Below are 21,790 nucleotides of genomic sequence, written 5' to 3'. Positions count from 1 at the left end.
CCTCACCGCGCCCCGAGCACCTCGAGGGCCCGCGGGTCGGAGTCGGTGAGTAGCGTCATGCACCGCTCGTGCTCCTCGGTCTCGCCGATCGCCTGGGCGGCGTCGGCCAGCGCGAGGACCGAGAGCAGGACGCCCTGGTTCGGCAGGTGGTCGGCCGGCACCGGTCCGGCGCCCCGCCAGCCGGCCCGGCGCAGGGAGTCCAGTCCGCGGTGGTAGCCGGTGCGGGCGAAGGCGTAGGCGACGACCGCGTCGCCGTCGTCGAGCGCGGTCCGGGCGAGGGTGGCCCACGCCAGGGAGGAGGCGGGGAGGCGGGTGGCTACGTCGCGGGCGTCCTCGCCGGCTTCCAGGGCGGCGCGGGCGGTGACGTCGGGGTGGTCGTCGGGGAGGCGGACGGGCTCGGGGCCGAGCAGGTTCGTGGGCATGGCCCCATGGTGGCACTCTCCGGTGACAGGGTGTGCCGCCGGTGTGGTTGCCGGACACCGTCACGAGGTCTCGCTGGGCGGTTCCGGACATCGTCACGGGTCTCGTCGGGCGGCTCCGGACACGCCACGGCGGCTCTCCCGTGTGGCATCGGACACCGCGATGGCCCTTCCGACGCGGCCCCACGTACCCTGGCAGGGTGACTTCCGCACCGATCGACGCCACCGCTCCCGCCGGCCGGACCGCTCTGCCCGTGACCTCGTCCCTGGCAGGTGCATCGGCCTTCCCCTCCTCCGTGGAGTCGGTGCCCGCCCCCGACGGCAAGCGAATCCTGCTCGCCGCGCCGCGTGGCTACTGCGCAGGCGTGGACCGCGCCGTGGACGCCGTCGAGAAGGCCCTCGCCCTGTACGGGGCGCCGGTGTACGTGCGCAAGGAGATCGTGCACAACAAGTTCGTCGTCGAGACGCTCTCCGAGCGCGGCGCGATCTTCGTGTCCGAGACAGACGAGGTGCCCGAGGGTGCGCGCGTGGTGTTCTCCGCGCACGGCGTCTCCCCGGCCGTGCACGCCCAGGCGGCCGCACGCAACCTCGCCACGATCGACGCCACGTGCCCGCTCGTGACGAAGGTGCACAAGGAGGCCGTGCGCTTCGCCACCGACGACTACGACATTCTCCTCATCGGCCACGACGGCCACGAGGAGGTCGAGGGCACCCAGGGCGAGGCGCCCGAGCACATCCAGGTGGTCAACGGCCCGCACGAGGTCGACCAGGTGCAGGTGCGCGACCCGCAGAAGGTCATCTGGCTTTCCCAGACCACGCTGTCCGTGGACGAGACCATGCAGACCGTGCGGCTGCTGCGCGAGCGGTTCCCGCACCTGCAGGACCCGCCGAGCGACGACATCTGCTACGCGACCCAGAACCGCCAGGTCGCGGTGAAGAAGCTCGCCCCTGACGCTGACGTCGTCATCGTGGTCGGTTCCGCGAACTCCTCCAACTCGGTGCGCCTCGTCGAGGTGGCGCTGGAGGCTGGTGCCGGCGCGGCCTACCGGGTGGACAAGGCCGACGAGATCGACCCCGCCTGGCTCGACGGCGCCACCTCGGTCGGCCTGACCTCGGGAGCCTCGGTTCCGGAGATCCTGGTGCGCAACGTCATCGACCGCCTCAAGGAGCTCGGGTACACGGGCGTCGAGGAGGTCCGGACGGCGACCGAGGACATCATGTTCTCGCTGCCGAAGAACCTGCGCGCGGACCTGAAGGGCGCAGGCGAGCAGCCCGACCGCCCTCACCGGGCGCGCCGGCCTCGCACCGCGGCGGGCGCCACCACCGCCACCCAGGCCTGAGTAGCCGCCAGCGTCGCAACTCAGGCCGCCTGAGTAGCCGTCAGCGCCGCCACCAGCCTCGGTAGCCGCCACCAGCCTCGGTAGCCGCCAGCGCCACAACCCGGGCCTGAGCACGAGGGGAACGGGGAAGGCGCAACCGTGGTTCGTGGCGCCCGACTTCAGTGCGCGAACGCGCAAACCCCGACGCCGCGCGTTACGCCGTACGCCGGGGCGTCTCGCGGTATGCCGCGCTTCCGCCGTACGCGGACGGCTACGCAGAGCGCTCCGCGAGCTCGTCGAGCGTGAGCTGGTCCTCGGCAGTCAGCTCCGGGGCGGTGAAGGTCCGGACCTGGGCATCGTCGGCGTCGACCGGCTGGACGGCCAGGTCCCTGCCCGCGGCCAGGGACTCGAAGTCCCGGGCGGTGACGAGGAGGCGCTGCTCGACCGAGGCGACGGCCTTGTTGTAGTGCTGCACGCTCGAGCGCAATGAGCGGCCGAGGCTGCCCAGGTGTCCGGCGACGACGCCCAGCCGCTCGTACAGCGTCCGGCCGAGGGCAAGCAGCTCCTTTGCCTCGGCGGTGACCTGCTCCGCCGACCAGATCGACGCGACGGTGCGCATGAGCGCGAGCAGCGAGGCCGGTGCGGTCGGGGCGACGCCCTGCCGCAGGGCGTGCTCGAGCAGCGTGGGGTCCGCCTCGAGCGCTGCCGCCAGCAGCCCCTCGGAGGGGACGAACATGACCACCAGCTCCGGCGACCCGGGCAGGTGCTCGTGGTACCGCCGCCGGGCCAGGGCGTCGACGTGACTACGCAGCGCCTTGGCGTGCGTTGCGAGCAGGCGCTCCCGCCGGTCGGCCTCCTCGCCGGTGGTGTGGCTACCGAGCGCGCTCGCCTCCAGGTACGCGTCCATCGGGACCTTGGCGTCGAGGGCGAGGTACTTCTCACCGGGCAGGTGCACGACGACGTCGGGACGCCCGCCGCCAGCGCGACCGGGGCCGCCCGTCCCGGCCGGCCCCAGGGCACGCTGCTCGGTGAAGTCGACGTGGCGCAGCATGCCGGAGATCTCGAGGACGCGCCGGAGCTCGACCTCGCCCCACTGGCCCCGGGCCGACGTCGAACGAAGGGCACTCTCAAGCTGCGCCGTCGTGCGCTGGAGCTCGGCGTCGGTGCGCCGCGCGTGGTGCAGCTGCTCAGTCAGGACCGTGAACTGCTCGATGCGTTCGCGCTCGAGCAGTGCGACGTGCTCGCCGACCTGAGCCAGCGTCGACTGCACCGGCGCCAGCGCGCGAAGCACGTCCTGGTCCTGGCGGGCACGGGTGTGCAGTGCCTCGACCTCCTCTGCCAGGCGCTCGGCACGGGCCTCCGCACCCGCGGTTCGGGTCCGCAGCGCCGCAAGCTCCTCGATCGCCGTCGCGTCCTGCGTCGCGCGGCGGGCGAGGGTCCTGGCGGTACCCACGGCGAGTCCCAGGCCGACGCCGATCAGCAGGGCGAGGACCATGAGCAGCGCGGTTGTCGTCTCCATGTCCTGCACCTTGCCAGCGCCCACCCACACCGGGACGCAGCGACCCGCTTTGCGTCGATCCGTGGGGCGGTGGGTCCGGGGCGGGCAACGTCACAGCCGGTGGGCCCGGAGGAGCCCGTAGACTCGGCCCACGTGGCCCTCACCATCGGAATTGCGGGACTGCCGAACGTCGGCAAGTCGACCCTGTTCAACGCGCTGACCCGCGCGACCGTGCTCGCGGCGAACTACCCGTTCGCGACGATCGAGCCCAACATCGGCGTCGTCCCGCTGCCGGACCCGCGCCTCGGGAAGCTGGCGGAGGTCTTCGGCTCGGAGCGGATCGTCCCGGCCACCGTGTCCTTCGTCGACATCGCCGGCATCGTCAAGGGCGCCTCCGAGGGGGAGGGGCTGGGCAACCAGTTCCTCGCCAACATCCGCGAGGCCGACGCGATCTGCCAGGTCACCCGTGTCTTCCAGGACCCCGACGTCGTCCACGTCGAGGGCCAGGTCGATCCCAAGGACGACATCGAGACCATCAGCACGGAGCTGATCCTCGCGGACCTGCAGACGTTGGAGAAGGCGATCCCGCGGCTCGAGAAGGAGGTTCGGGGCAAGAAGGTCGAGGCGGAGGTCCTGGAGACCGCCAAGGGGGCGCAGAAGCTCCTCGAGGAGGGCACGCTCCTCTCCGCCGGCGCCGAGAAGGCAGGCCTCGACCCCGAGATCCTCGCCACCTTCCAGCTGATGACCGCCAAGCCCTTCATCTACGTCTTCAACACCGACGACGCCGGGCTGGCTGACGAGGCCATGCAGGCGGAGCTGCGCGAGCTCGTCGCCCCCGCAGACGCGATCTTCCTCGACGCGAAGTTCGAGTCCGAGCTCGTCGAGCTCGAGCCCGACGAGGCCGCCGAGATGCTCGCCGAGTCGGGGCAGGACGAGGCCGGGCTGGACCAGCTGGCCCGCGTCGGCTTCCACACGCTCGGCCTGCAGACCTATCTCACGGCCGGGCCGAAGGAGGCCCGTGCCTGGACGATCCACCAGGGGTGGACGGCGCCCCAGGCGGCCGGCGTGATCCACACCGACTTCGAGCGCGGATTCATCAAGGCCGAGATCATCTCCTACGACGACCTGATCGAGCTCGGCTCGGTGGCCGAGGCCAAGGCGCACGGCAAGGTCCGCATGGAGGGCAAGGACTACGTCATGCGCGATGGCGACGTGGTCGACTTCCGCTTCAACGTGTGAATCGGCGCATTTGTGCAGGTCAGAGCCCGGGCCGGGGCTTCCAGTCCCCACACAGTCCGCAAGAGATTTGGCCTGATGGACTCGATCTGGCCGTTCGGAGGACCGATCTCCGGACCACGGGTGCCGCCAGTGACCCTCCCGTGAGGTGACTCTTTGGCGGTGGTATGACGCAGGTTGTCTTCGGACGGCGGTCCGGCCGCCCGGGCGACGAGGGGATCGGCGCGCTCGCGCACAGGCAAACTCGACGTCGCCGCCTGCTGGCTCCAAAATGGGCATGTGAACGAGGACGAATACGGCATCCTTCTTCGAACTCTGCGACAGCGGACCCACGACAGCGGCAGAGCCGACCTTGACGGCCTACTCATGAACTCGCGTGTTAGCGATGCCGAAGGAGCACGAGAGGCGGTCATCGGGTATCTGTTAGGGCTGCGTGACGAGATGTCTCTAGGCGGGGAGGCCGTGATCCGAGAGTCGATGCGGCGGCTCCGCAGGTTTCCTACCGAGTCGGGCACTCCGATCGACGGAATAGTCGTCGACATAGACGAGGAGGACCGAGCGGCGTTCGGTGTCGTTGCGGTCGACCTGGTGGGTAGCACCCAGCTTGATGAGGCCGTGAGCCAGATAGACGAACTGATAAGGGAGTTGCAAGGAGACGAGGCTCGATGAGTCTCGCCTTAGAGTCAGTAATCGCCAAGGTGAACGGAATATTCGCTACATACGACTCTGCAGGCACTGCAAGTAGCCTCGTTGGGGAGGACTGGAAGGCAGGCAAGGTCTACGAGGCGTGGGTGCTCTCGGTAGTGCTCGATCGGTTGGAGCAGGTCGAAGGCCTTCACGTGATGCTGGTCGGAGGCACCAAAGTGCACCTGAAATCTTCGCCTGGGCCTATCAACACCAACTACCCGCATTTCCGGGTGGCCCGTGCGGGAGGGCCCCACTACAACGTCTGGACTGATGTCGAGTTCGCAACCCTGAGCTACGCCATGTCGGGGAAGACGGGTAAGCCGTCTCAGGCGCATCGACACGAACTTGACATAGTCGTGGTCAAGGACGGGGTTTCTGGTCACCCAGGTCATGACGAGGTAGTCCTCGGTATTGAGTGCAAGAACACCGGATTCGAGAAGGTTATGGCTCGAGCAGCGCTCGGCGTTCGACGTGAACTGAGTTTTCTGCAACAAGACCGACCAACCGCGTTTCGTTCGTGGCCCAGATTGACGGTGCCCGCAGATCCGCCGTCTGTTCTCCTGGTCTATTCCACGGACGCCTCAGTCGAAGGCTATAACGATGCTGGCTGCAAGTTTGGTGTCGACTTCCGCTACGAGCCAATGCCGTGATCGCTTTGCGTCCGACTCGATCCTGGGACAGTCGCGGCGGGAAGACGCACCGACCGGAACGTGCGAATAGTGGCAGTGGCGTGCGCCGGACCTACAGGGAATCAACGGCGATGCGTCCGATTGAAACTCTTCTCTCGCAGGTCTGCCCCTTCTCGTCCAGGCTGTACGTCACGAGCGCCTGCCCAAGGAGGGTGCTTCCGGTCTCGATCTTCTTATTGATTGCAGCGAATGTCTGCTCGCCAGCATGAAGGCAGATTCCGCCAATTGATCGTGGTGGTCCCGGATTCTTCGTAGATCTCGCCGCCCGCGCTGGGAACGACCCGAGCGAAAAACGCTGACGCGGTCTTGAGGATCTCGTTCGCCCGCTCGAGCTCAGTGACCCTCTTCTTCAGCGCCCGCACCTCCTCGCTGTCCCCCGACCGGGCCGCCGCGGCCGGTGCCCGCGTCCCCTCGGCACGCTCGGCGTCCTCGACCCAGTTCCGCAACGTCGCCGGGTTCAGGTCCAACAGCGACCCGACGTGCCGTCGGGCCCCGAGCTTCGAATCGTTTCCCTCCGCGAGCCGCTCGCGGTACATCCGCACCGCCCGCTCACGAAACTCCTGGTCATACTTCCTCGGTGCTGACATGCCTGCAGTCTCCCTCGCTAGATCAGCACCCTCCGGGAGATCCAGGGCGGTTCACTCGGCTCAATCACTAGTATCCGCCGCCAGCTCGGTAAATGCCGCGGCAGATTGGCCGAGTGACGCGGACATGATCGACTCCGCTGCCTTACGCGTACGGTCTTCGGCGGTGGGCCAGAGGTGCGCGTAAGTGTTGAGGGTCGTCGTCGCCTTCGAATGGCCGACCGAGCGCTGTACGGTCACGACGTCGCACCCGGCCGCGACCAGCCTGGAGGCGTAGAAGTGCCGTAGGTCGTGCAGCTTGATCCCGGACAGTCCGGCGTCGCGGAGCGACTTACGCCACCAGTAGCCCACGTTGTTCTGGTGAGGCGGGCCCTCATCCTCGCCGCTGAAGAGCCAGCGATTCTTCCCGATGGTGCCGTAGTTGGCGACGTGCTTGGCGAGCACGTTGACCAGGCCATCGGCGAGGTAGACGACGCGCTCAGAGTCATATTGCGGCGCTCGGACATCGATCTCCCCGCCGTTGAGGCGCTGGACCTGTCGGGAGACCTTGAGCGTCTTGCGCAGGAAGTCCACGTCGCCGAGCTGGACCCTGGCGGCCTCGCCGAGCCGCAGGCCGGCGAACGCGCATAGGGCGATGAAGGGTTGGAACCGCTCCTCGGCCACGGCCATCAGCCGTCCCACCTCCTCCGGAGTGGGAATCGACATGGCGACGTCCGCCCGACGACGGCGGGGGAGGCGCACGCCGTCGGTAGGGTCGGAGCCGATCACCCTGTCCTTGAGGGCGGCGCGGAATACCGACCTGACGTTGACGCACCGTGTCTTGATCGTGCCGGGGGCGAGGCTCGCGGCGTTCATCTGCTTGATCCAGGCCTCGACGTCGGAGCGGCGGACCTCCTTTATCGGCTTCCCCGCGAACGGCGTTCTGACCATGTAGGCGATGTCCTCAGGTGCGAGGGTGTCGGTGGGCCGGGCTGCATGTCCGAATATCCGGACAGACCGACTCGTGTCACGATTTCGCGACACGGGCCCGGTGTCACGATATGCTGACATGGTGAAGCATGGACCCGTACACACCCCGGCCGACCTGGGCCGCATTATCCGCGATGCGCGGCTTGAGGCGGAGATAACGCAGGAGGAGTTCGCCGACGAGCTCGGCGTCTCGCGCCAGTACATTTCCCAGCTCGAGAGCGGCAAGAGTTCGCTGCACGTCACCCGCCTGTTCAGCTGCCTCCGGCTGCTCGGTGTACGCCTCGAAGCGCGCTGGGGCGAGGCGTGAGTCGCGGCCACCTGGAGGTGCACCTATACGGCACCCACATCGGAGACATCGCCGACACCGACCGACTGCCTGCGTTCACCTTCACCGACGCCGCCCTTCGACGCTGGGGCATCGGCTCTCGCGTCGTGGGGCATAAGTTGCCTACGAGCCAGGACGCCCCGCACCGTCGCCTCGCCGCCACCTTCTTCGCCGGGCTGTTGCCGGAAGGTCGAGAGCGGGTGCGCCATGCCGAGCGTGCAGGCGTCGTCGCCGACGACCTTTTCGGCCTGCTGTACCACTACGGCCGCGACACGATTGGGGCCCTCGACATCCGCCGGCCGGACGAGCCGGAGGATGCCGGCCAGTTGCGCCCCGCCTCGGAGGACGAGATCCGCGCATTGCTGACGAGCTCTCCTGATGTGAAGGCTGGCATATACGGCCGTGGATCGCGGACGTCGCTTCCCGGTCTGCAACCGAAGGTGGGGCTCACGCTCACGCCGAGGGGTTGGTCCCTTCCGAGTGGCGGAGCATTGTCGACTCATATCATCAAACTCGGCGCCGGGCCCGACACCGTCGCGGCCGACGTCATCGACACCGAGGTCGCCGTGCTCGACCTGGCTCGCCGAGCTGGATTCGAGGCCCCGCGGGCGTGGATCGAGTTGTTCGCCGGGGCCCGGACCATCGTTGTAGAGCGGTTCGACCGCAAGATGGCAGGGGAGAGCGTCAGCCGCATCCACCAAGAGGATGGGGCACAGGCGCTTGGACTCAACACCGACGACCCGGACCGGAAGTTCCAGCGCGGCGGGCGCCACCTGCCCTCCTGGCGGGCACTGGCAGCGGTGCTCACCGACTCGTTCTCTGAACCGGACGGCCTGCTGCGGCTGGTGACGTTCAAGCATGCGGTCGGCGACGTCGACTTCCACGCCAAGAACGTCTCGTTCCTACGCCGCCAGGACGGCTCCATCAAGGTGGCGCCTGTGTACGACAGCGCCATGCACATGCACGAGCCCAACGGCCATGACGGGCGCAGTGCGATCGAGATCAACGGCAAGTCCGACATGGATGCCATCACCGCCGCCGACCTGGTCGCAGAAGCGGCCTCATGGCCGATTCCGGAGCGCCGGGCTCAGCGAATCGTCACGCAAGCACTCGAGCGCCTCGCGGCGGCGCTTGACGAGATCTCCCCATCCGACCACCCCGGTGTGGGCGACAGGGCCTGGAGCGTGGTACGTGAACGAGTCGGCCGACTCTCGGCGGAGTCGTTGAAGACGATGAAGACCTCGAAGAAGACGAAGAAGATGTCCAAACCGATCCGCGGCTGAAGCCGGGCGAGGGCCTCGACCACGATGGACACGAAGGGGGAGAGGTCGCGCGACCGGACCACCCCTGAGTCGCTCGATCACGGTTAGCGCGCCCGCCGCATCACCTCGGCTATGTGCCTCGGCACAAGGTGACTGGTCGATTGCCTGAGCGGGGTGCCTAGCAGTTCCGAGGACACGCGCGGGCTGCGGTACGTGGACAGGTCGGTGAATGCCGCGCGAGGGACGGGGGTCTCCACGACCCAGGCGAACCCATTGGGCTTCTCGACGGCGAGGAACAGCCCGCGAATCGCGTCCTCGGGGCTCATTGGCTCGATCCGGTCGGCGCCCTCGGGGGTGGGGAACTTCGCGAGGGAGCGGTGGTGGCTCACGGCGGTGAGCACCTGGCCGGACTCGTGGACAAGCGGGCCCATGCCGGCGTTGTTCTCTCGGACAGGGTCCACAGTGGGCCAGTAGGGCTCGGAGTCAGAAACGTAGAAGTCGACGTCGACCGCATTCAGCGGCTGCGGCGGCGGGACCAGTGCACCCACGAACTCACCCTTGAAGGTCTTCGCGCCGAGGCCATTCGGGAGCGATCCGTCGAGCGTGTACCAGGGCACCCGCACACGCAGGACGCGCCGCACGCCGTCAGCCACTTCCTCGCTGTCGTACCACTTCGGCTTGTCCCCGTCCTCACCGACGAGCACGCCGGACTGGGGCCGCGGGCCGTCGAACTCGAGCTTCCAGCCGGGCCTCATGCCGCGAGGGTCTGGCCCGTGCAAGCTGAGTTTCATCGCGCTCAGCGCACGGTCGCGGGGCTTGATGTAGAAGGACGTCTTGCTCGTCCACACACGGTAGGTGTGGCTCCACGGGCCCGTGCGGGATCCGACCACGAAGTAGAAGCCACCGCGGTCTTTCGGCTGGTCATCGACACCCATAACGGGACCATATCCCCGCGCGCCGACGGCTCTGGCGCCCTTGGAGGCGGGCAATCGTCACTCGTACGAAGCACTACTGTGGCAATCGATCAACGCGGTCTGGCAACCTGGCTTCCATACGTAGGAGCCTGGACCTGAACCCACCGCCTTTCACGGGCGTACTCGCGGGGCAGTTGCCGCGGCGCATCGCTGGCTCTAGCTAAGGCCCGCGATCTACGTCGGCCGATGGTCGTGGGAATCGCTGGATCGGTATGCCGCGGACGACCGCTAGTGTCCCGGTTATGTCATCGAAGTCACAGCGTCGGAGACGACGCGCGCGACAGAGGTCGGGCAACCGGACGCGCGCCATCGACCCTCACGCCAGAATCATATTTGAGTCAATCGGCGCCACCGCTGCCATCGTGGACGAGATCGGGCGAGAAAATGACCCAGCCCAGGCAGCGATAGCAAAGCTCAATGAGGTCATCGACGAAGTTTCAGCGTGGTTCTCGACAATCGCCGCAGTTCGCGTAATCGAGGTCGCTCGGCTCGCATGCTTGCCGTGGTCAACAGCCGGCGAATCACCTATAGGGCGGCCAGGAGCCGACGGTGGACCGACGCGGGCTGAGGTCATATCTCTCCTCGCGCTCGCCGCTCCAGACAGCGACTCGACACCCGCCAGAAGAGACCCGATCCGGAGTCCGCTCGCCCCTGACGTCGCGGAGCAAGGGCAGCGCGGACCGAGCCCAAACCGCAACACCGACCTCGCCCCTTCGCCGCGCCACCACAGTATCGCGGCGGGCACAGGAACAGGCTCACAGGTCGCGGAGCATGCGCCCAGTCCCTCCGTTCAGCCGATCACCAACATGGTGAATGAGGCGCTCCCTCGGATCGAGCGCATCCTGCAGTTAGCACAAGCCTCAGACCTCATGACCACCGCAGAGGTAGATCCGCTCACCCTCATCGCGGCACGCATGCGTGGAAACGAGGTGTGGGTACGCAACACTTCCTACCCCGACATGGTCGCCCGAACCGTGCGTCAACTCTTTTCTCCTGAGTTTGGTCATTCGCTTAGTGCCTGAGATTTCTCGGTCATGAGGGCGTCGATGATGGCTCGTCGGTCGGGGTCGATCTGGGGCGGGAGGGTTTGGGTGGCGCCGTTGGCGGTGATGGTCGCCGAGCGCAGCGGCCGGAGCTGGCGGATGACGTTGCGGATCGCGAGCCCGGAACGGGCCTGGACCTCGCGGGAGACGGCCAGGGCGGTGAACACGATGGTCAGGTGGGCCTCGATCGCGTCTCGGGTCCGGACAAACATCGGCCTGGCAGCGAGGTCGGTCTTGGACATCCGGAACGATTGCTCGACGTGCCAGAGCTCGTGGTAGGACCCGATGACCTCACCGGCCGGCATCAGCTGGGCGGGGATGTTCGTCACGTACCCTTTGAGCCCGACCAGGCGCCGTGCCCGGGCGAGGGCGGCCTCGTCCAGGCTGCGCGCGTCGCCGGTGGTCTTGACGAACCTCGGGGTGCGGGCGGCCTTCTCCCCGGCGATGACCGCCCGGGCCCGGTTCTCCTGCAACGTCAACGTCTTCGCATCCCGCGCCGCCCGTTTGGCCGAGTAGGCCCAGACCGCCCGCCACGACCCGGGATGCTGGTCGCGGTCCCAGACCGGCTCGGCCCGGACCGCGTCGTTGTTCTCGCTGCGCTTGCGCCCGGTCCTCGGGGTGATGGTGTCGATGATCCGCCCGTCGGTGAACGCGTCCCCGTGCCAGCGAAAGTGCGAGGCCAGGTCCAGCGGCGCCTTCGTCACTCTGGAGCCGACGATGAAGCGCAGGTTCGCTTCCTCCAGCGCGGTCAGGTTGCCCGCGGAGAGCATGCCGGCGTCGGCGACGACGACCATGTCCTCGACGTCGTGCCGGTCCTGGAACTGCTTCACGATCGGCACGATCGTGGCCGTCTCGGCCTGGTTGCCCTCGTAGCAGCCGATCTCGAGGGGGAACCCGTGGCGGTCGACGAGCAACCCGACGACGATCTGCGGGTCGACGCGGCGTTCCTTGGAGTAGCCGACCTTGCGCAGGTCGTCCTCCTTCTCCGCCTCGAAGTACAACGTCGTCACGTCATAGAGACAGAGCGAGACATCCCCGCTGGTCACCGCGTGGGTGAAGCACAACGCGGCGACCTTGTCCCGGTACGCGCCCGGGCCCTCACCGGCCGCGGCCCGGGCCAGGGTGCGGCGCATCGTCTTCTCGCTCGCCGGCCGGACCCCCAGGTCGGTCAGCACTCGGGCGGTGTCCAGGATCGAGGTCGGCTCCACGATTCGGGCGATCACCAGATCCCGGAACACCCCGTCACCCAGGGCGTCGAACCCCAGGTCCGAGTACACCGCGGTAAGGGCGTCGTAGAGCACCCGGGAGGAGGTCCCCACCACCCGCGGCGGTGCGACCGGGCCACGCTCACCTACCGCAGAGCCCGGCTCGCCGAAGAGTGCCGGCACCCCGGCCCGGCCGATCAGCGGCGTCCTGGGCGCTGCCGGCTCGAGACGGAGGTCGAGCTCGCCCTGCCCAGGGTCGTCCAGCAGCTCCCGCGCCCGCTCGACGAGCAGCCCGAGCTCGGCCTCGGTATGCGCAGAACCGACATGGGCGACGATCCGCCGACGGCCCTGGACGGACTCAGCGATCTGCACGGCCGTCGCTCCCGAGGCCGTCCGTACCCGCCGAATCCACGCCACGGGGTCCACGGTAGAGCACCAATTAGTGCCTCAGAACCGCCCCTGACGCGCCCATCACCGCAGGTCAGCGAGTTACTCGATTGCGAAACGCGACGCAGTGACCAAACTCAGGTCAGACCTCATGACCACCGCAGAGGTAGATCCGCTCACCCTCATCGCGGCACGCATGCGTGGAAACGAGGTGTGGGTACGCAACACTTCCTACCCCGACATGGTCGCCCGAACCGTGCGTCAACTCTTTTCTGATTCGCAGGTTCAGGCGCTACTGCGCGCCGAACTGGGCTTCGACGCGAACGAAGCGATTCTGGTACTCGACTCCTGCCACGACCTACAGGTGGAGAAGCTCAACCTCCGAATGCAGCGCATGGTCAGCAGCATCGACCGCGCGAGCGCCTCTGGCACTCCAGATGCTCCCAAGCGGACAGCTCTCGAGGAGGCTCGCCGGCAATGGGCTGCGGCATGGGACGCGGAGGCGCACGAGGTTACGGTCGCAGCGGCGGATCTCGCAGCCCACTGTGATCTACCTGAGGGAACCGTCACCTCAGTCCTGAACCACTTCCGCCTCGACGTAGGCCAGTGGAGCCCACGCCAAGTTATCGACGAGTTTGTGAGCGGCAACAACCCCTTGCGAACAAATCCTGTCATCCATCACTCAGACGGCCGTGTGATGCTCGTCCATAACGCACATAACTTGGTCGCGGTGCGGGAAAGCCTGGAGCAGCACCTCAAGGGAACCGCGCGCTGGGAGATCTACCAAAAGATGCGGGGGAACCTGCTAGAGAGTCGTACGCAAGATGCTATGCAGCGGGTCTTCCCTGGAGCCGAGTCCTGGCACGGGTTCGAATACTACGTGCCAGCCACAGCGGAAGAGAGTCATGCTGATCCCAGTAGTTACACAAAGAGAGTGGAAGGCGACCACCTGATCGTCCAAGATGACGTCGCCGTGATCGTCGAAGACAAGGCCGTCGCCGTCTCACCGCTCGCTCGAGCGGGCGACACCCGGCGTCTGCGAGGTGACCTTACCGGTATCCTCAAGAGAGCATCCGAGCAAGCTGGACGCCTCGAGGAGCGGATCGAGCAAGACGGCGGAATGCGACTCCACAAAGGCGACTGGCTAGACCTCTCTCATGTGCGAGAGATTCATACGATCGCTGTGAGCCTCGACGATTTGGCAGCCGCGTCGACCACCACGGCCGACCTCGTCAACGCCGGCCTACTCGACTCGAACCACATCCCATGGACAGTCTCCCTCCACGACCTCGAACTGATCACGGAGCTGATCGAAGCTCCCGCGGAATTCCTTCTGTACTTGCGTCGGCGCCGGCACCCGGACGTAACCACGATGTTCACAGCGGCAGACGAACTCGACCTTTTCTTGTACTTCTTCGAGGCCGGCCTCTATGTGGAACCGAACCCACACAAGATCAGGGAAATATACAACTTCCTTCCACCGCCCACGGCCGCTGAGAAGAGGCGCTTCCAAGAGCAAGTGCCGGTCTTCTTGACGAGCCGCACCGATCCCCTCGACGCCTGGCACTACTCGAGGCTCGCGGCCAGAACCGGAACACCACACGAGGTAGCCTCGCGCGTTGGCGCGCATCAGCAAGTCCCAGGGAAGGACGAGGACGCAGGGCCCACTAAGTCGGTGTCGGGCGAGGTAACGGAGAAGATCCAGACAGCGACACCTAAGCCGAGGATGACTCTCAGCCCGCTTCAATCCCTGATCGAAGCGCTCCATGCGCGCCACGATTTCGCGTGGCAAAGCATCGGCGCCACTCTTCTGTCCAGCGCTTCAAGCGCCCAGGCTGCAATGGCGCGGCTTCCGTTCCAATTGCTTGCTGAGCCACGGGACGACGGCCGAGGAAGGAGCGCCGCCATCCCGTTCGCGAGCAGTGAAGGCGACGGATGGCTCCTGGTCTGGATGACGCGTCCGGTCGGCCAGGACTCGGACAACTTCGAGCGAGAGTCTCGTGATTATCTGCGGGCAAAGAAGTATCAGATGCGCTTGACCCGTGGCGCGGTGTTCGTCTATGACGAAGGCAGTAGGCAAGTCGACGATGTGTACTACGACGGCTACGTTGGCGAACTTGAGCCGCGCCTGCACCATGAGCTCAGTCGCCTGCGGCCCGTCGATAGTCTCGAGAAGATGTCAGTGCTGGCAGCGAAACGTCGAAGTTCCAACGCCAGTGCCTCACAGCACAATCACACGCGCGCTAAGAAGCGCAGAGGGAAGTCGAAGACCCGCAAGCGCCGATAGTGAGGTCAACCCGTGGCGCTCCACTCGACTGACTCCTCGAGCGAAGCACTGCCACCCGGCTTCGCCGGTCGCCCGCCGCCAGTTCGCCTTAAGCGACGCCGAATGCCAAGCTCGAGCGGCGGAGGATGGCGCGCCAGGGCGCGTAGTGCGAGGAAGGTTCTAGTGCCAGGGCTCATGGACTCCATACAGCCGACGGGAAGACGCCAGAGAACCTCGAAATCGTCAGGGCGATCCCTGCTCGACGCCCGCACCAGGGCACACCGATTTCGAGTGGGTGAATGATCACGCCGTCGACGAGTTCAACGAACTCATCGACACGCTGCTACGCCGAGGCCGCCCAAGGCCGCGTAGAGCGACGCTTCGTCGGCCGGTGAGCTTGTACCCGGAGAACCAGGTTTGCCGCCACGTCGCCGTCGCCCGGTCGAGAGGCGTCAGCTCGACGCCATGGTCGGACAAACGCGCGAGCGGCGTCGACCAGCATCGACTCGATCTTCGCGACGTTGTGCTCCAGCGTCCGGGCGAGAGTTTCCCGCTGAAGCTGGGGCCCACGCTGCTTCGCGTCGCTCGCCGTGCGCGCGACGTTGTCATACCGGCCCATCTCACCCTCTGCTCGCCGAGGTGCGATCAGGGTGTCGCACGATGGCGTCTCCGCGAACTGAAACGGCCGACCCGTCACGGCCCAAAGCTGTCCGCGCCTACCCGGCGTCCTGCGCGCCGGCGGACGGGCGGCCGGGTAGCGCGACGACTTCTGGAGGCGAATTGGCGCCGGACGGTGATCCGCCGGACGTCCGGAGCCAGTCCCGTTAGCACCGGCGAACCGAACAGGTGGCGATTGGTTGCTGCGTGCCCGCGACGTTCACTGCACCAGTGGCACGTCTCCGATCAGCGGCATCCCAAGGATGTGGTCCAGGTCGAGCTCGACCACCCGACGACGTTGGCGGGGTGGGGCCCGAAGCCGGGGCGGGTGGAGCGCAGGTCGTTGCTTTGCTCAGGCGATTCCCGCAGACTGCCGTGTACCTCGTCGGCGAGGACCCGGCTCGAGATGCTCGCCGTCGTGGGAGTCCTCCTGGCCTCCTTGCCTGCGAGCCAGGTAGGCGAGATGGACGACCGCGCCCGTGCGAGCCGACACCTAGCAGTCCGCAAACAGTCCGCAAGAAGTCCGCCGGAGCCCGATGAGCACCAACGAGACCCAACGGTCCGACAGTCACGTTCGTGCAGGTCAGGCCAGGGTTTCGGCGTCTTCCGACGATGACCGCGACCAGCCAAAAACCGGCGGAATCGTTGCGCTTCAACGTCTGACTGGGTCGCACGGCCGCCAGGGCGCGCCAGTGCTCAGAGCCTTCGAATACGGCGAGGCGTGCGCGGCGGCAGTTCGTGGAGGACAACCGCATCCACCCGACCGGCGCGGAGCGTCGCGGTGAGATAGGTGCAGTGCGGCTGGCGGCGTCGGTCCGTCGGTGAGCCGGGGTTGAGCAGCCGCAGGCCGTCGGTTTCGGTGTCCCACGGGATGTGGCTGTGGCCGAAGACCAGCAGGTCGAGGTCGGGGTACGCCGCCCGCATCCGGCGCTCCCGCCCGGTGCTCGCCCCAATCTCGTGGACTACTCCGACCCGCACCCCGGCGACGACGGCGCGGGCCACCTCCGGCAGGCGCTCCCGCAGCTCCGGGCCGTCGTTGTTGCCCCAGCACGCCAGCAGCGCGCGCGACCGGGCTGTCAGTTCGTCCAGCAGGGCCGCGGTCACCCAGTCCCCGGCGTGGATGACCAGGTCCGCGGCCTCGACCTGGTTCCACACCTCGGTCGGCAGGTCACGCGCCCTGACGGGGAGGTGGGTGTCGGCGAGCAGCAGCACCCGCACCGGGCCGTCGTCGGTCATCACGAAGGATCCTCGCTCAGCGTCGCCGCCCTCCGCCGAACCGGAATGGGATAGGTATCCCACCGCAGCAGCACACGCCCTGCACGTCCGCGGCCATGAGCAGCGCGGCCGCCTGGTAGCAGGCGAAGAAGCGCGCGACGGTCGACGGCACGGAACGCAGGACACCACGCTCGATGACGAGCTCGCGCACCGCCTGCGAGCACGACGCCCCACCGTGGGCCACCCGGTGGGCGCAGGACCAGCCCTTCCGGGGCGAGATGCGCCGCTGGTAGAAGCAGATCGCTCGATCGGCCGACCGCGTGAGAGGTCCCATACCCGATCAGGCTACGGGCGCCCTGCGACGGCGCCACCTTTGTACGTCGTGGAATCCGCCCAGAACGGCCGTGAGGTGGTGGCTCAGCGACCGGTGGCCCGCCGGAACAGCGCCACTGCCTCGTCCACGAGCGAGACGCGCTCCAGCGCCGCCACGTCGTCGAGGTCGAACCAGCGTGCGTCGTCGGTGGACCCGTCGGCCTCGGCCGTGAGCACCCCACCGGTGATCCGGGCACGGTAGATCACGCGCAAGCCCTGAAGCGGGCCGGGGCCACCGCCGTCCTGCCGTTCCTCGACCGGAATCCAGAAGTTCGTCACGCCGAGCAGGTCGTCGAGTGTCACGGTGAAGCCGGTCTCCTCGAGCACCTCGCGCACCGCTGTCTCCTGCGGCGTCTCGCCCGGCTCCATCCCGCCGCCTGGGAGCGTCCAGCCCGCTCCGTTCGCGCCGGCCCAGTGGGCGAGCAGTATCCGGCCGTCGTCCACGACGACGCCGTAGCAAGCCACCCGCGTGTCCATCGTCGCCATGACGGCGAGCCTAGGCGCGGGTCGTACGCCCGACGCGGCGGGCCGTACGCTCAACTCATGCTCATGGCACTGGCGCAGCTGAGCGCGACTACCGACAAGCCTGCGAACCTGGCAGCTGCCACCGACCTGATCGCGCGGGCCGCCGACGCCGGTGCCGGCCTGGTGGTCCTGCCCGAGTACGCCATGTCCTGGGACGCGCGCGCCGACGCCGAGTCCCTCATGGCGGACGCCGAGACCTTGGACGGCCCGTTCGTCCAGGGCCTCGCCGCCGCGGCGCACGCTCACGGCGTCACCCTCATCGCCGGCATGACGGAACGGCCGGCGGACGGCTCGGTCCTTCCGGCGAACACCGTTGTCGCCCTCAACGCGCACGGCGAGCTGATCGGCGCCTATCGCAAGATCCACCTCTACGACGCGTTCGGCGACCGGGAGTCAGAGCGGCTCCGGCAGTCGGCGCCCGAGGCGCTGGTGCTCGCCGTCGGCGACCTCCACGTCGGGGTGATGACCTGCTACGACCTGCGCTTCCCCGAGATGGCGCGCTACCTCGTCGACGCCGGGGCCGACGTCCTCGCAGTGCCCGCCACGTGGATGGCCGGTCCCGGCAAGGCCGCGCACTGGGAGGTCCTCGCCCGGGCGCGGGCGATCGAGAACACCGCATACGTCCTCGCCAGCGGCCAGTGCGGACGCCACCGCACCGGGCGCTCGACAGCGATCGACCCCAGCGGCGAGGTGCTGGTCACGCTCGGCGACGAGCCGGACGTCGCCGTCGCCGAGGTCTCGGCGGACAAGATCGCGGCGGTGCGTGAGCGCAACCCGTCCCTGGTCAACCGGCGCTTCACCGTCCACCCGCGCTGACGCCGACGCCAACCGAGCCGACGGCCTCGGAACGACGACACCACCCCCGCTGGTCGGGTCGGGTCGCGGCCGCGCCACCGACGTCCGCCGTCGCCGACGACGCTACGTCCCGCCCTTCGGCAACGACGCCACCACGGACGACGACGGCGCCCGCCCCCTTCGGGTGGGGACGGGCGCCGTCGTACTTGGTGCTCAGGCCGTCAGGCCTGCGGCTCCTGCGGGCGCAGCGTGAAGCCGACGCCCTCGGCCGTCTGGCCGGCGTCGAGGGTCTGGCCCTCGAGCAGCGGACCGGTCTCCTCGGCCACGAACACGCGTGCCTCCTCGGTCTCGACGACCTGGTCGGTGGCCTGCGGCTCGGGCACGAGGCTGAGCTCGAGCTGGTCGTTGGCGGCAGTCAGCGCGATGCGCACGCCGCCGCCCTCGGGCAGGCCGGCCTCGGTGGTCAGCCCCTTGACGGCGGCCTGGGCGTTCTCGGTCAGGGTGAGCATGGTTCTCCCTCAGTCTTCGGTGCGGGGAGCCGGCTGGGCAACCGGCGCGACGCCTACGACCACCTCGCAGGGCGGGTCCGCACGCGCCTCGGACCCCACCACCGTGCGCGGCGCTCCCCGCCGGACGCAACCCCGCAACGCCGGGCGCCGTCCCCTGATCCCAGCCGGACCGGCAGCCTGGTGCCGATCGCCCGCTGTCGGATCTTCCGGCGTGTCGGCACCCGTCCTAGGGTGGATGGATCGGCGGAGCGCCGCGTGGCAGCCAGCACAGAGGAGACCACCATGGACAAGCAGGACGCCAGCGTCGACCTGGTCACCGAGAGCGCGCGCGACGCGCTGCACGTGCGCCGGGTGTTCGGCGAGCCCTACGTCTCGGGCGAGGTCACGGTCATCCCCGTCGCCAAGGTGATGGGCGGCTCCGGGATGGGCTACGGCAACGGTGCCCGTGGCGCGACGGACGAGGCGGCCGGGACAGAGGAGGGAGCCGGCGGTGGCGGCGGGTTCGGCGTGCGCGCCAAGCCGGCAGGCGTCTACGTCGTGCGCGAGGGCAAGGTCCAGTGGCAGCCCGCGCTGGACGTCAACCGGATGGCCCTCGGCGGACAGATTCTCATGGCGGTCGCCGTCGTCGCGCTGTCCTGGGCACTGCGCAAGCGGCGCCGGTAGTCCCGGTGCACATTCGGGCATTGGGCATCGCCGTCCGGACGCCGCATCGCCGGCCCGTCTGGCCACCCGAGAGCGCCGCACCGCCGGTCCGTCTGGCCACTCGGGCGCCGCATCGCTGGCCGGTGTGGCCACCCGGACCCCGCGTCGCCGGCCCGTCTGGCCACCCGGGCGCCGGACCTGGCCCGCCCACGCATTGGTGAGGGTTCGATGCTTCTATCGCATCGGATCTTCACCGATGACGGCTGAGTCACCTCCGCGCCATCACCCTCCGCGCGCCTGTCGCTTCCGCGCCGACCGTGCGAGCGGACATCGCGCACTGCGGCCCGGCGAAACGCCGGGATCCGGCCATACCGCGCCCTTCAGGTTATGTGACAGACGTCTCACGATGCGGTCACGATCACGTAACGATCGGGTCGTGGGTTTCATCACGCGCGGGACCGAGACTTATCGTTTCGGCATCTCGACAGCGATGACGCGCGGCCCGGGGTCGCTCGCTGCTGCGAGGGGAGCACTTCTGCTCATTCACCAGGAGGAACATTGAAGACCAGGCGTATGGCGGGCGTGGCCGCCTCGATCCTCGCCGGATCCCTCGTGCTTGCCGCGTGCAGCTCGGGCGGTGACGGTGACGACACCACGGAGACCGAGGGCACCGAGGGCGCAGCGGCCACCGGCGGCATCATCACCGCGAACAGCAACGAGCCCCAGAACCCGCTCATCCCGACCAACACCAACGAGGTCGGCGGCGGCAAGATCCTCGACCTCATCTTCGAGGGTCTCGTCTACTACGACTCCGAGGGCGCCGTGCACAACGGGGCCGCCGAGTCCATCGAGACCGAGGACAACCAGACCTACACGATCACCGTCAAGGAGGGGCTGACCTTCTCCGACGGTTCGCCCGTCACCTCCTCCAGCTTCGTCGACGCCTGGAACCAGGGCGCGCTGCTGAGCAACGGCCACCTCTCGAGCTACTTCTTCGAGCCCATCGAGGGCTTCAGCTACGAGGAGGACTCCGAGCTGACCGGCCTGGAGGTCGTGGACGACCAGACCTTCACGGTCACCCTCACGCAGCCCGAGGCCGACTTCCCGCTGCGCCTGGGCTACTCGGCGTTCTTCCCGCTGCCCGAGGCCGCGTTCGAGGACCCCGACGCGTTCGGCGAGAACCCGATCGGCAACGGCCCCTACATGCTCGACGGCGAGGGCGCCTGGCAGCACAACATCGGCATCGACCTCGTGCCGAGCGAGTCCTACAGCGGTGACCGCGTGCCGCAGAACGGCGGCATCTCGCTGCAGTTCTACGAGACCCAGGACGCGGCCTACGCCGACCTGCTCTCGGGCAACCTCGACGTCATCGACGCCATCCCGGACTCCTCCTTCGCCACGTTCGAGGACGAGCTGGGAGACCGTGCGGTCAACCAGCCCGCGGCGATCTTCCAGTCCTTCACCATCCACATGGAGGAGCCGCACTTCGCCGGTGAGGAGGGGCAGCTGCGCCGTCAGGCCATCTCCCACGCCATCAACCGCGAGGAGATCACCGAGACGATCTTCCAGGGCACCCGCACCCCGGCCAGCGACTTCACCTCCCCGGTGATCGACGGCTGGTCCGACTCGATCCCCGGCAACGAGGTCCTCGAGTACGACCCCGAGCGGGCGCAGGAGCTGTGGGCCGAGGCCGACGCCATCGCCCCCTGGGAGGGCACCTTCACCCTGGCCTACAACACCGACGGCGGGCACCAGGCCTGGGTCGACGCCACGGTGAACTCCATCCGCAACACGCTCGGCATCGAGGCGGAGGGCAACCCCTACGCCCTCTTCGCCGACCTGCGCACCGACGTCACCAACCGGGAGATGGAGGGCGCCTTCCGTACCGGCTGGCAGGCCGACTACCCGGGTCTCGGTAACTTCCTCGGGCCGCTCTACGGCACGGGCGCCGGCTCCAACGACGGCGACTACTCGAACGAGGAGTTCGACGCGCTGCTGGCCGAGGCCGCGTCCGCGGAGTCGGTCGAGGCGTCGAGCGAGCTGTACAACCAGGCGCAGGAGATCCTCTTCCGGGACCTCCCGGCCATCCCGCTCTGGTACTCCAACGTGACCGGTGGTTCCGCCGAGACGGTGGACAACGTGGAGTTCGGCTGGAACAGCGTGCCGATCTACTACCAGATCACCAAGGCCGAGTGACGAGCTCACCCACGAG

General features: G+C 68.0%; 20 protein-coding genes. 10 read left to right on the top strand and 10 right to left on the bottom strand.

Annotated features, from left to right (window positions below; all coding sequences use genetic code 11):
* Positions 1–2 precede the first annotated feature (2 nt).
* A complete protein-coding gene (locus tag GD748_RS18780) occupies positions 3–422 on the bottom strand; it encodes a DUF3151 domain-containing protein (RefSeq protein WP_152196770.1) in 420 nt (139 codons plus the stop codon).
* A 263-nt stretch (positions 423–685) separates the two neighbouring features.
* On the opposite strand from GD748_RS18780, the gene GD748_RS18775 reads away from it, so the two are divergent.
* Positions 686–1,759 carry a 4-hydroxy-3-methylbut-2-enyl diphosphate reductase gene (locus GD748_RS18775; RefSeq protein ID WP_227659339.1) on the top strand — a complete coding sequence of 358 codons (1,074 nt, stop codon included), beginning with the start codon at positions 686–688 and terminating at the stop codon, positions 1,757–1,759.
* A 250-nt stretch (positions 1,760–2,009) separates the two neighbouring features.
* Here the strand turns inward: GD748_RS18775 and GD748_RS18770 are convergent, their stop codons facing one another.
* The gene (locus tag GD748_RS18770; protein WP_152196769.1) at positions 2,010–3,257 is read right to left on the bottom strand and encodes a DNA recombination protein RmuC; all 1,248 of its coding nucleotides are present in this window, start codon (positions 3,255–3,257) and stop codon (positions 2,010–2,012) included.
* A 132-nt stretch (positions 3,258–3,389) separates the two neighbouring features.
* Between GD748_RS18770 and ychF the strand changes: the two genes are divergently transcribed.
* The 3 genes from ychF to GD748_RS18755 all read left to right on the top strand — a co-directional run bounded on the left by ychF (position 3,390) and on the right by GD748_RS18755 (position 5,809).
* On the top strand, positions 3,390–4,475 hold the full coding sequence (gene ychF / locus GD748_RS18765; RefSeq protein ID WP_152196768.1) for a redox-regulated ATPase YchF: 1,086 nt from the start codon (positions 3,390–3,392) through the stop codon (positions 4,473–4,475).
* Between the two features lie 276 nt (positions 4,476–4,751).
* Complete coding sequence (locus tag GD748_RS18760; RefSeq protein WP_152196767.1) at positions 4,752–5,141, top strand: hypothetical protein; 390 nt, start codon at positions 4,752–4,754, stop codon at positions 5,139–5,141.
* On the top strand, positions 5,138–5,809 hold the full coding sequence (locus tag GD748_RS18755) for a hypothetical protein (RefSeq protein ID WP_152196766.1): 672 nt from the start codon (positions 5,138–5,140) through the stop codon (positions 5,807–5,809). The genes GD748_RS18760 and GD748_RS18755 overlap by 4 nt, the downstream gene beginning before the upstream one ends.
* Positions 5,810–6,021: 212 nt before the next feature.
* On the opposite strand, the gene GD748_RS18750 is transcribed toward GD748_RS18755, so the two are convergent.
* Entirely contained in the window at positions 6,022–6,435 is a 414-nt protein-coding gene (locus GD748_RS18750) for a transposase (protein WP_152196765.1), read from the bottom strand.
* A gap of 60 nt (positions 6,436–6,495) precedes the next feature.
* Positions 6,496–7,287 carry a tyrosine-type recombinase/integrase gene (locus GD748_RS18745; RefSeq protein ID WP_226921639.1) on the bottom strand — a complete coding sequence of 264 codons (792 nt, stop codon included), beginning with the start codon at positions 7,285–7,287 and terminating at the stop codon, positions 6,496–6,498.
* A gap of 193 nt (positions 7,288–7,480) precedes the next feature.
* On the opposite strand from GD748_RS18745, the gene GD748_RS18740 reads away from it, so the two are divergent.
* Together GD748_RS18740 and GD748_RS18735 are read left to right on the top strand one after the other, a co-directional pair.
* Complete coding sequence (locus GD748_RS18740) at positions 7,481–7,708, top strand: helix-turn-helix transcriptional regulator (RefSeq protein WP_193313025.1); 228 nt, start codon at positions 7,481–7,483, stop codon at positions 7,706–7,708.
* Positions 7,705–9,009 carry a type II toxin-antitoxin system HipA family toxin gene (locus GD748_RS18735; protein WP_152196763.1) on the top strand — a complete coding sequence of 435 codons (1,305 nt, stop codon included), beginning with the start codon at positions 7,705–7,707 and terminating at the stop codon, positions 9,007–9,009. The genes GD748_RS18740 and GD748_RS18735 overlap by 4 nt, the downstream gene beginning before the upstream one ends.
* A gap of 83 nt (positions 9,010–9,092) precedes the next feature.
* On the opposite strand, the gene GD748_RS18730 is transcribed toward GD748_RS18735, so the two are convergent.
* Positions 9,093–9,923 (bottom strand): hypothetical protein, encoded by an 831-nt coding sequence (locus GD748_RS18730; RefSeq protein WP_152196762.1) that lies wholly within the window; start codon positions 9,921–9,923, stop codon positions 9,093–9,095.
* Positions 9,924–10,965: 1,042 nt separating this feature from the next.
* Positions 10,966–12,627, bottom strand: coding sequence for an IS1634 family transposase (locus GD748_RS18725; RefSeq protein ID WP_152196761.1), 1,662 nt, complete (start codon positions 12,625–12,627; stop codon positions 10,966–10,968).
* A gap of 121 nt (positions 12,628–12,748) precedes the next feature.
* On the opposite strand from GD748_RS18725, the gene GD748_RS18720 reads away from it, so the two are divergent.
* Positions 12,749–14,884: a preprotein translocase subunit SecA gene (locus GD748_RS18720; protein WP_152196760.1), complete on the top strand. Its 2,136-nt coding sequence runs from the start codon at positions 12,749–12,751 to the stop codon at positions 14,882–14,884.
* 1,332 nt (positions 14,885–16,216) lie between these two features.
* On the opposite strand, the gene GD748_RS18715 is transcribed toward GD748_RS18720, so the two are convergent.
* From GD748_RS18715 to GD748_RS18705, 3 genes are all read right to left on the bottom strand, one after another.
* Positions 16,217–16,738 carry a YfcE family phosphodiesterase gene (locus tag GD748_RS18715; protein ID WP_152196830.1) on the bottom strand — a complete coding sequence of 174 codons (522 nt, stop codon included), beginning with the start codon at positions 16,736–16,738 and terminating at the stop codon, positions 16,217–16,219.
* Positions 16,739–16,772: 34 nt separating this feature from the next.
* Positions 16,773–17,069 carry a membrane protein insertion efficiency factor YidD gene (gene yidD, locus GD748_RS18710; RefSeq protein ID WP_152196759.1) on the bottom strand — a complete coding sequence of 99 codons (297 nt, stop codon included), beginning with the start codon at positions 17,067–17,069 and terminating at the stop codon, positions 16,773–16,775.
* Positions 17,070–17,152: 83 nt separating this feature from the next.
* A complete protein-coding gene (locus GD748_RS18705; RefSeq protein ID WP_319593325.1) occupies positions 17,153–17,593 on the bottom strand; it encodes an NUDIX hydrolase in 441 nt (146 codons plus the stop codon).
* A 57-nt stretch (positions 17,594–17,650) separates the two neighbouring features.
* Here GD748_RS18705 and GD748_RS18700 point away from each other — a divergent pair, with 57 nt between their 5' ends.
* Positions 17,651–18,448, top strand: coding sequence for a carbon-nitrogen hydrolase family protein (locus tag GD748_RS18700; protein ID WP_152196758.1), 798 nt, complete (start codon positions 17,651–17,653; stop codon positions 18,446–18,448).
* Between the two features lie 200 nt (positions 18,449–18,648).
* On the opposite strand, the gene GD748_RS18695 is transcribed toward GD748_RS18700, so the two are convergent.
* Positions 18,649–18,936: a HesB/IscA family protein gene (locus GD748_RS18695; RefSeq protein ID WP_152196757.1), complete on the bottom strand. Its 288-nt coding sequence runs from the start codon at positions 18,934–18,936 to the stop codon at positions 18,649–18,651.
* A gap of 255 nt (positions 18,937–19,191) precedes the next feature.
* Here GD748_RS18695 and GD748_RS18690 point away from each other — a divergent pair, with 255 nt between their 5' ends.
* Together GD748_RS18690 and GD748_RS18685 are read left to right on the top strand one after the other, a co-directional pair.
* On the top strand, positions 19,192–19,599 hold the full coding sequence (locus GD748_RS18690) for a spore germination protein GerW family protein (protein WP_226921637.1): 408 nt from the start codon (positions 19,192–19,194) through the stop codon (positions 19,597–19,599).
* Positions 19,600–20,151: 552 nt separating this feature from the next.
* Complete coding sequence (locus GD748_RS18685; protein WP_152196827.1) at positions 20,152–21,774, top strand: peptide ABC transporter substrate-binding protein; 1,623 nt, start codon at positions 20,152–20,154, stop codon at positions 21,772–21,774.
* Positions 21,775–21,790 lie beyond the last annotated feature (16 nt).

The organism is Georgenia subflava, assembly GCF_009193155.1.
In the GTDB taxonomy this organism is placed as follows: domain Bacteria; phylum Actinomycetota; class Actinomycetes; order Actinomycetales; family Actinomycetaceae; genus Georgenia; species Georgenia subflava.
This window is presented reverse-complemented; position numbering and strand designations above follow the sequence as displayed.

What these genes read in the sequence shown, in the direction of transcription:
- GD748_RS18695 (WP_152196757.1), bottom strand. Translation starts at nt 18,936, where the DNA reads ATGCTCACCCTGACCGAGAACGCCCAGGCCGCCGTCAAGGGGCTGACC.
- GD748_RS18730 (WP_152196762.1), bottom strand. Translation starts at nt 9,923, where the DNA reads ATGGGTGTCGATGACCAGCCGAAAGACCGCGGTGGCTTCTACTTCGTG.
- GD748_RS18700 (WP_152196758.1), top strand. Translation starts at nt 17,651, where the DNA reads ATGCTCATGGCACTGGCGCAGCTGAGCGCGACTACCGACAAGCCTGCG.
- GD748_RS18755 (WP_152196766.1), top strand. Translation starts at nt 5,138, where the DNA reads ATGAGTCTCGCCTTAGAGTCAGTAATCGCCAAGGTGAACGGAATATTC.
- GD748_RS18685 (WP_152196827.1), top strand. Translation starts at nt 20,152, where the DNA reads ATGGCGGGCGTGGCCGCCTCGATCCTCGCCGGATCCCTCGTGCTTGCC.
- GD748_RS18780 (WP_152196770.1), bottom strand. Translation starts at nt 422, where the DNA reads ATGCCCACGAACCTGCTCGGCCCCGAGCCCGTCCGCCTCCCCGACGAC.
- GD748_RS18720 (WP_152196760.1), top strand. Translation starts at nt 12,749, where the DNA reads ATGACCACCGCAGAGGTAGATCCGCTCACCCTCATCGCGGCACGCATG.
- yidD (WP_152196759.1), bottom strand. Translation starts at nt 17,069, where the DNA reads ATGGGACCTCTCACGCGGTCGGCCGATCGAGCGATCTGCTTCTACCAG.
- GD748_RS18740 (WP_193313025.1), top strand. Translation starts at nt 7,481, where the DNA reads ATGGTGAAGCATGGACCCGTACACACCCCGGCCGACCTGGGCCGCATT.
- GD748_RS18750 (WP_152196765.1), bottom strand. Translation starts at nt 6,435, where the DNA reads ATGTCAGCACCGAGGAAGTATGACCAGGAGTTTCGTGAGCGGGCGGTG.
- GD748_RS18770 (WP_152196769.1), bottom strand. Translation starts at nt 3,257, where the DNA reads ATGGAGACGACAACCGCGCTGCTCATGGTCCTCGCCCTGCTGATCGGC.
- GD748_RS18705 (WP_319593325.1), bottom strand. Translation starts at nt 17,593, where the DNA reads ATGGCGACGATGGACACGCGGGTGGCTTGCTACGGCGTCGTCGTGGAC.
- GD748_RS18745 (WP_226921639.1), bottom strand. Translation starts at nt 7,287, where the DNA reads ATGAACGCCGCGAGCCTCGCCCCCGGCACGATCAAGACACGGTGCGTC.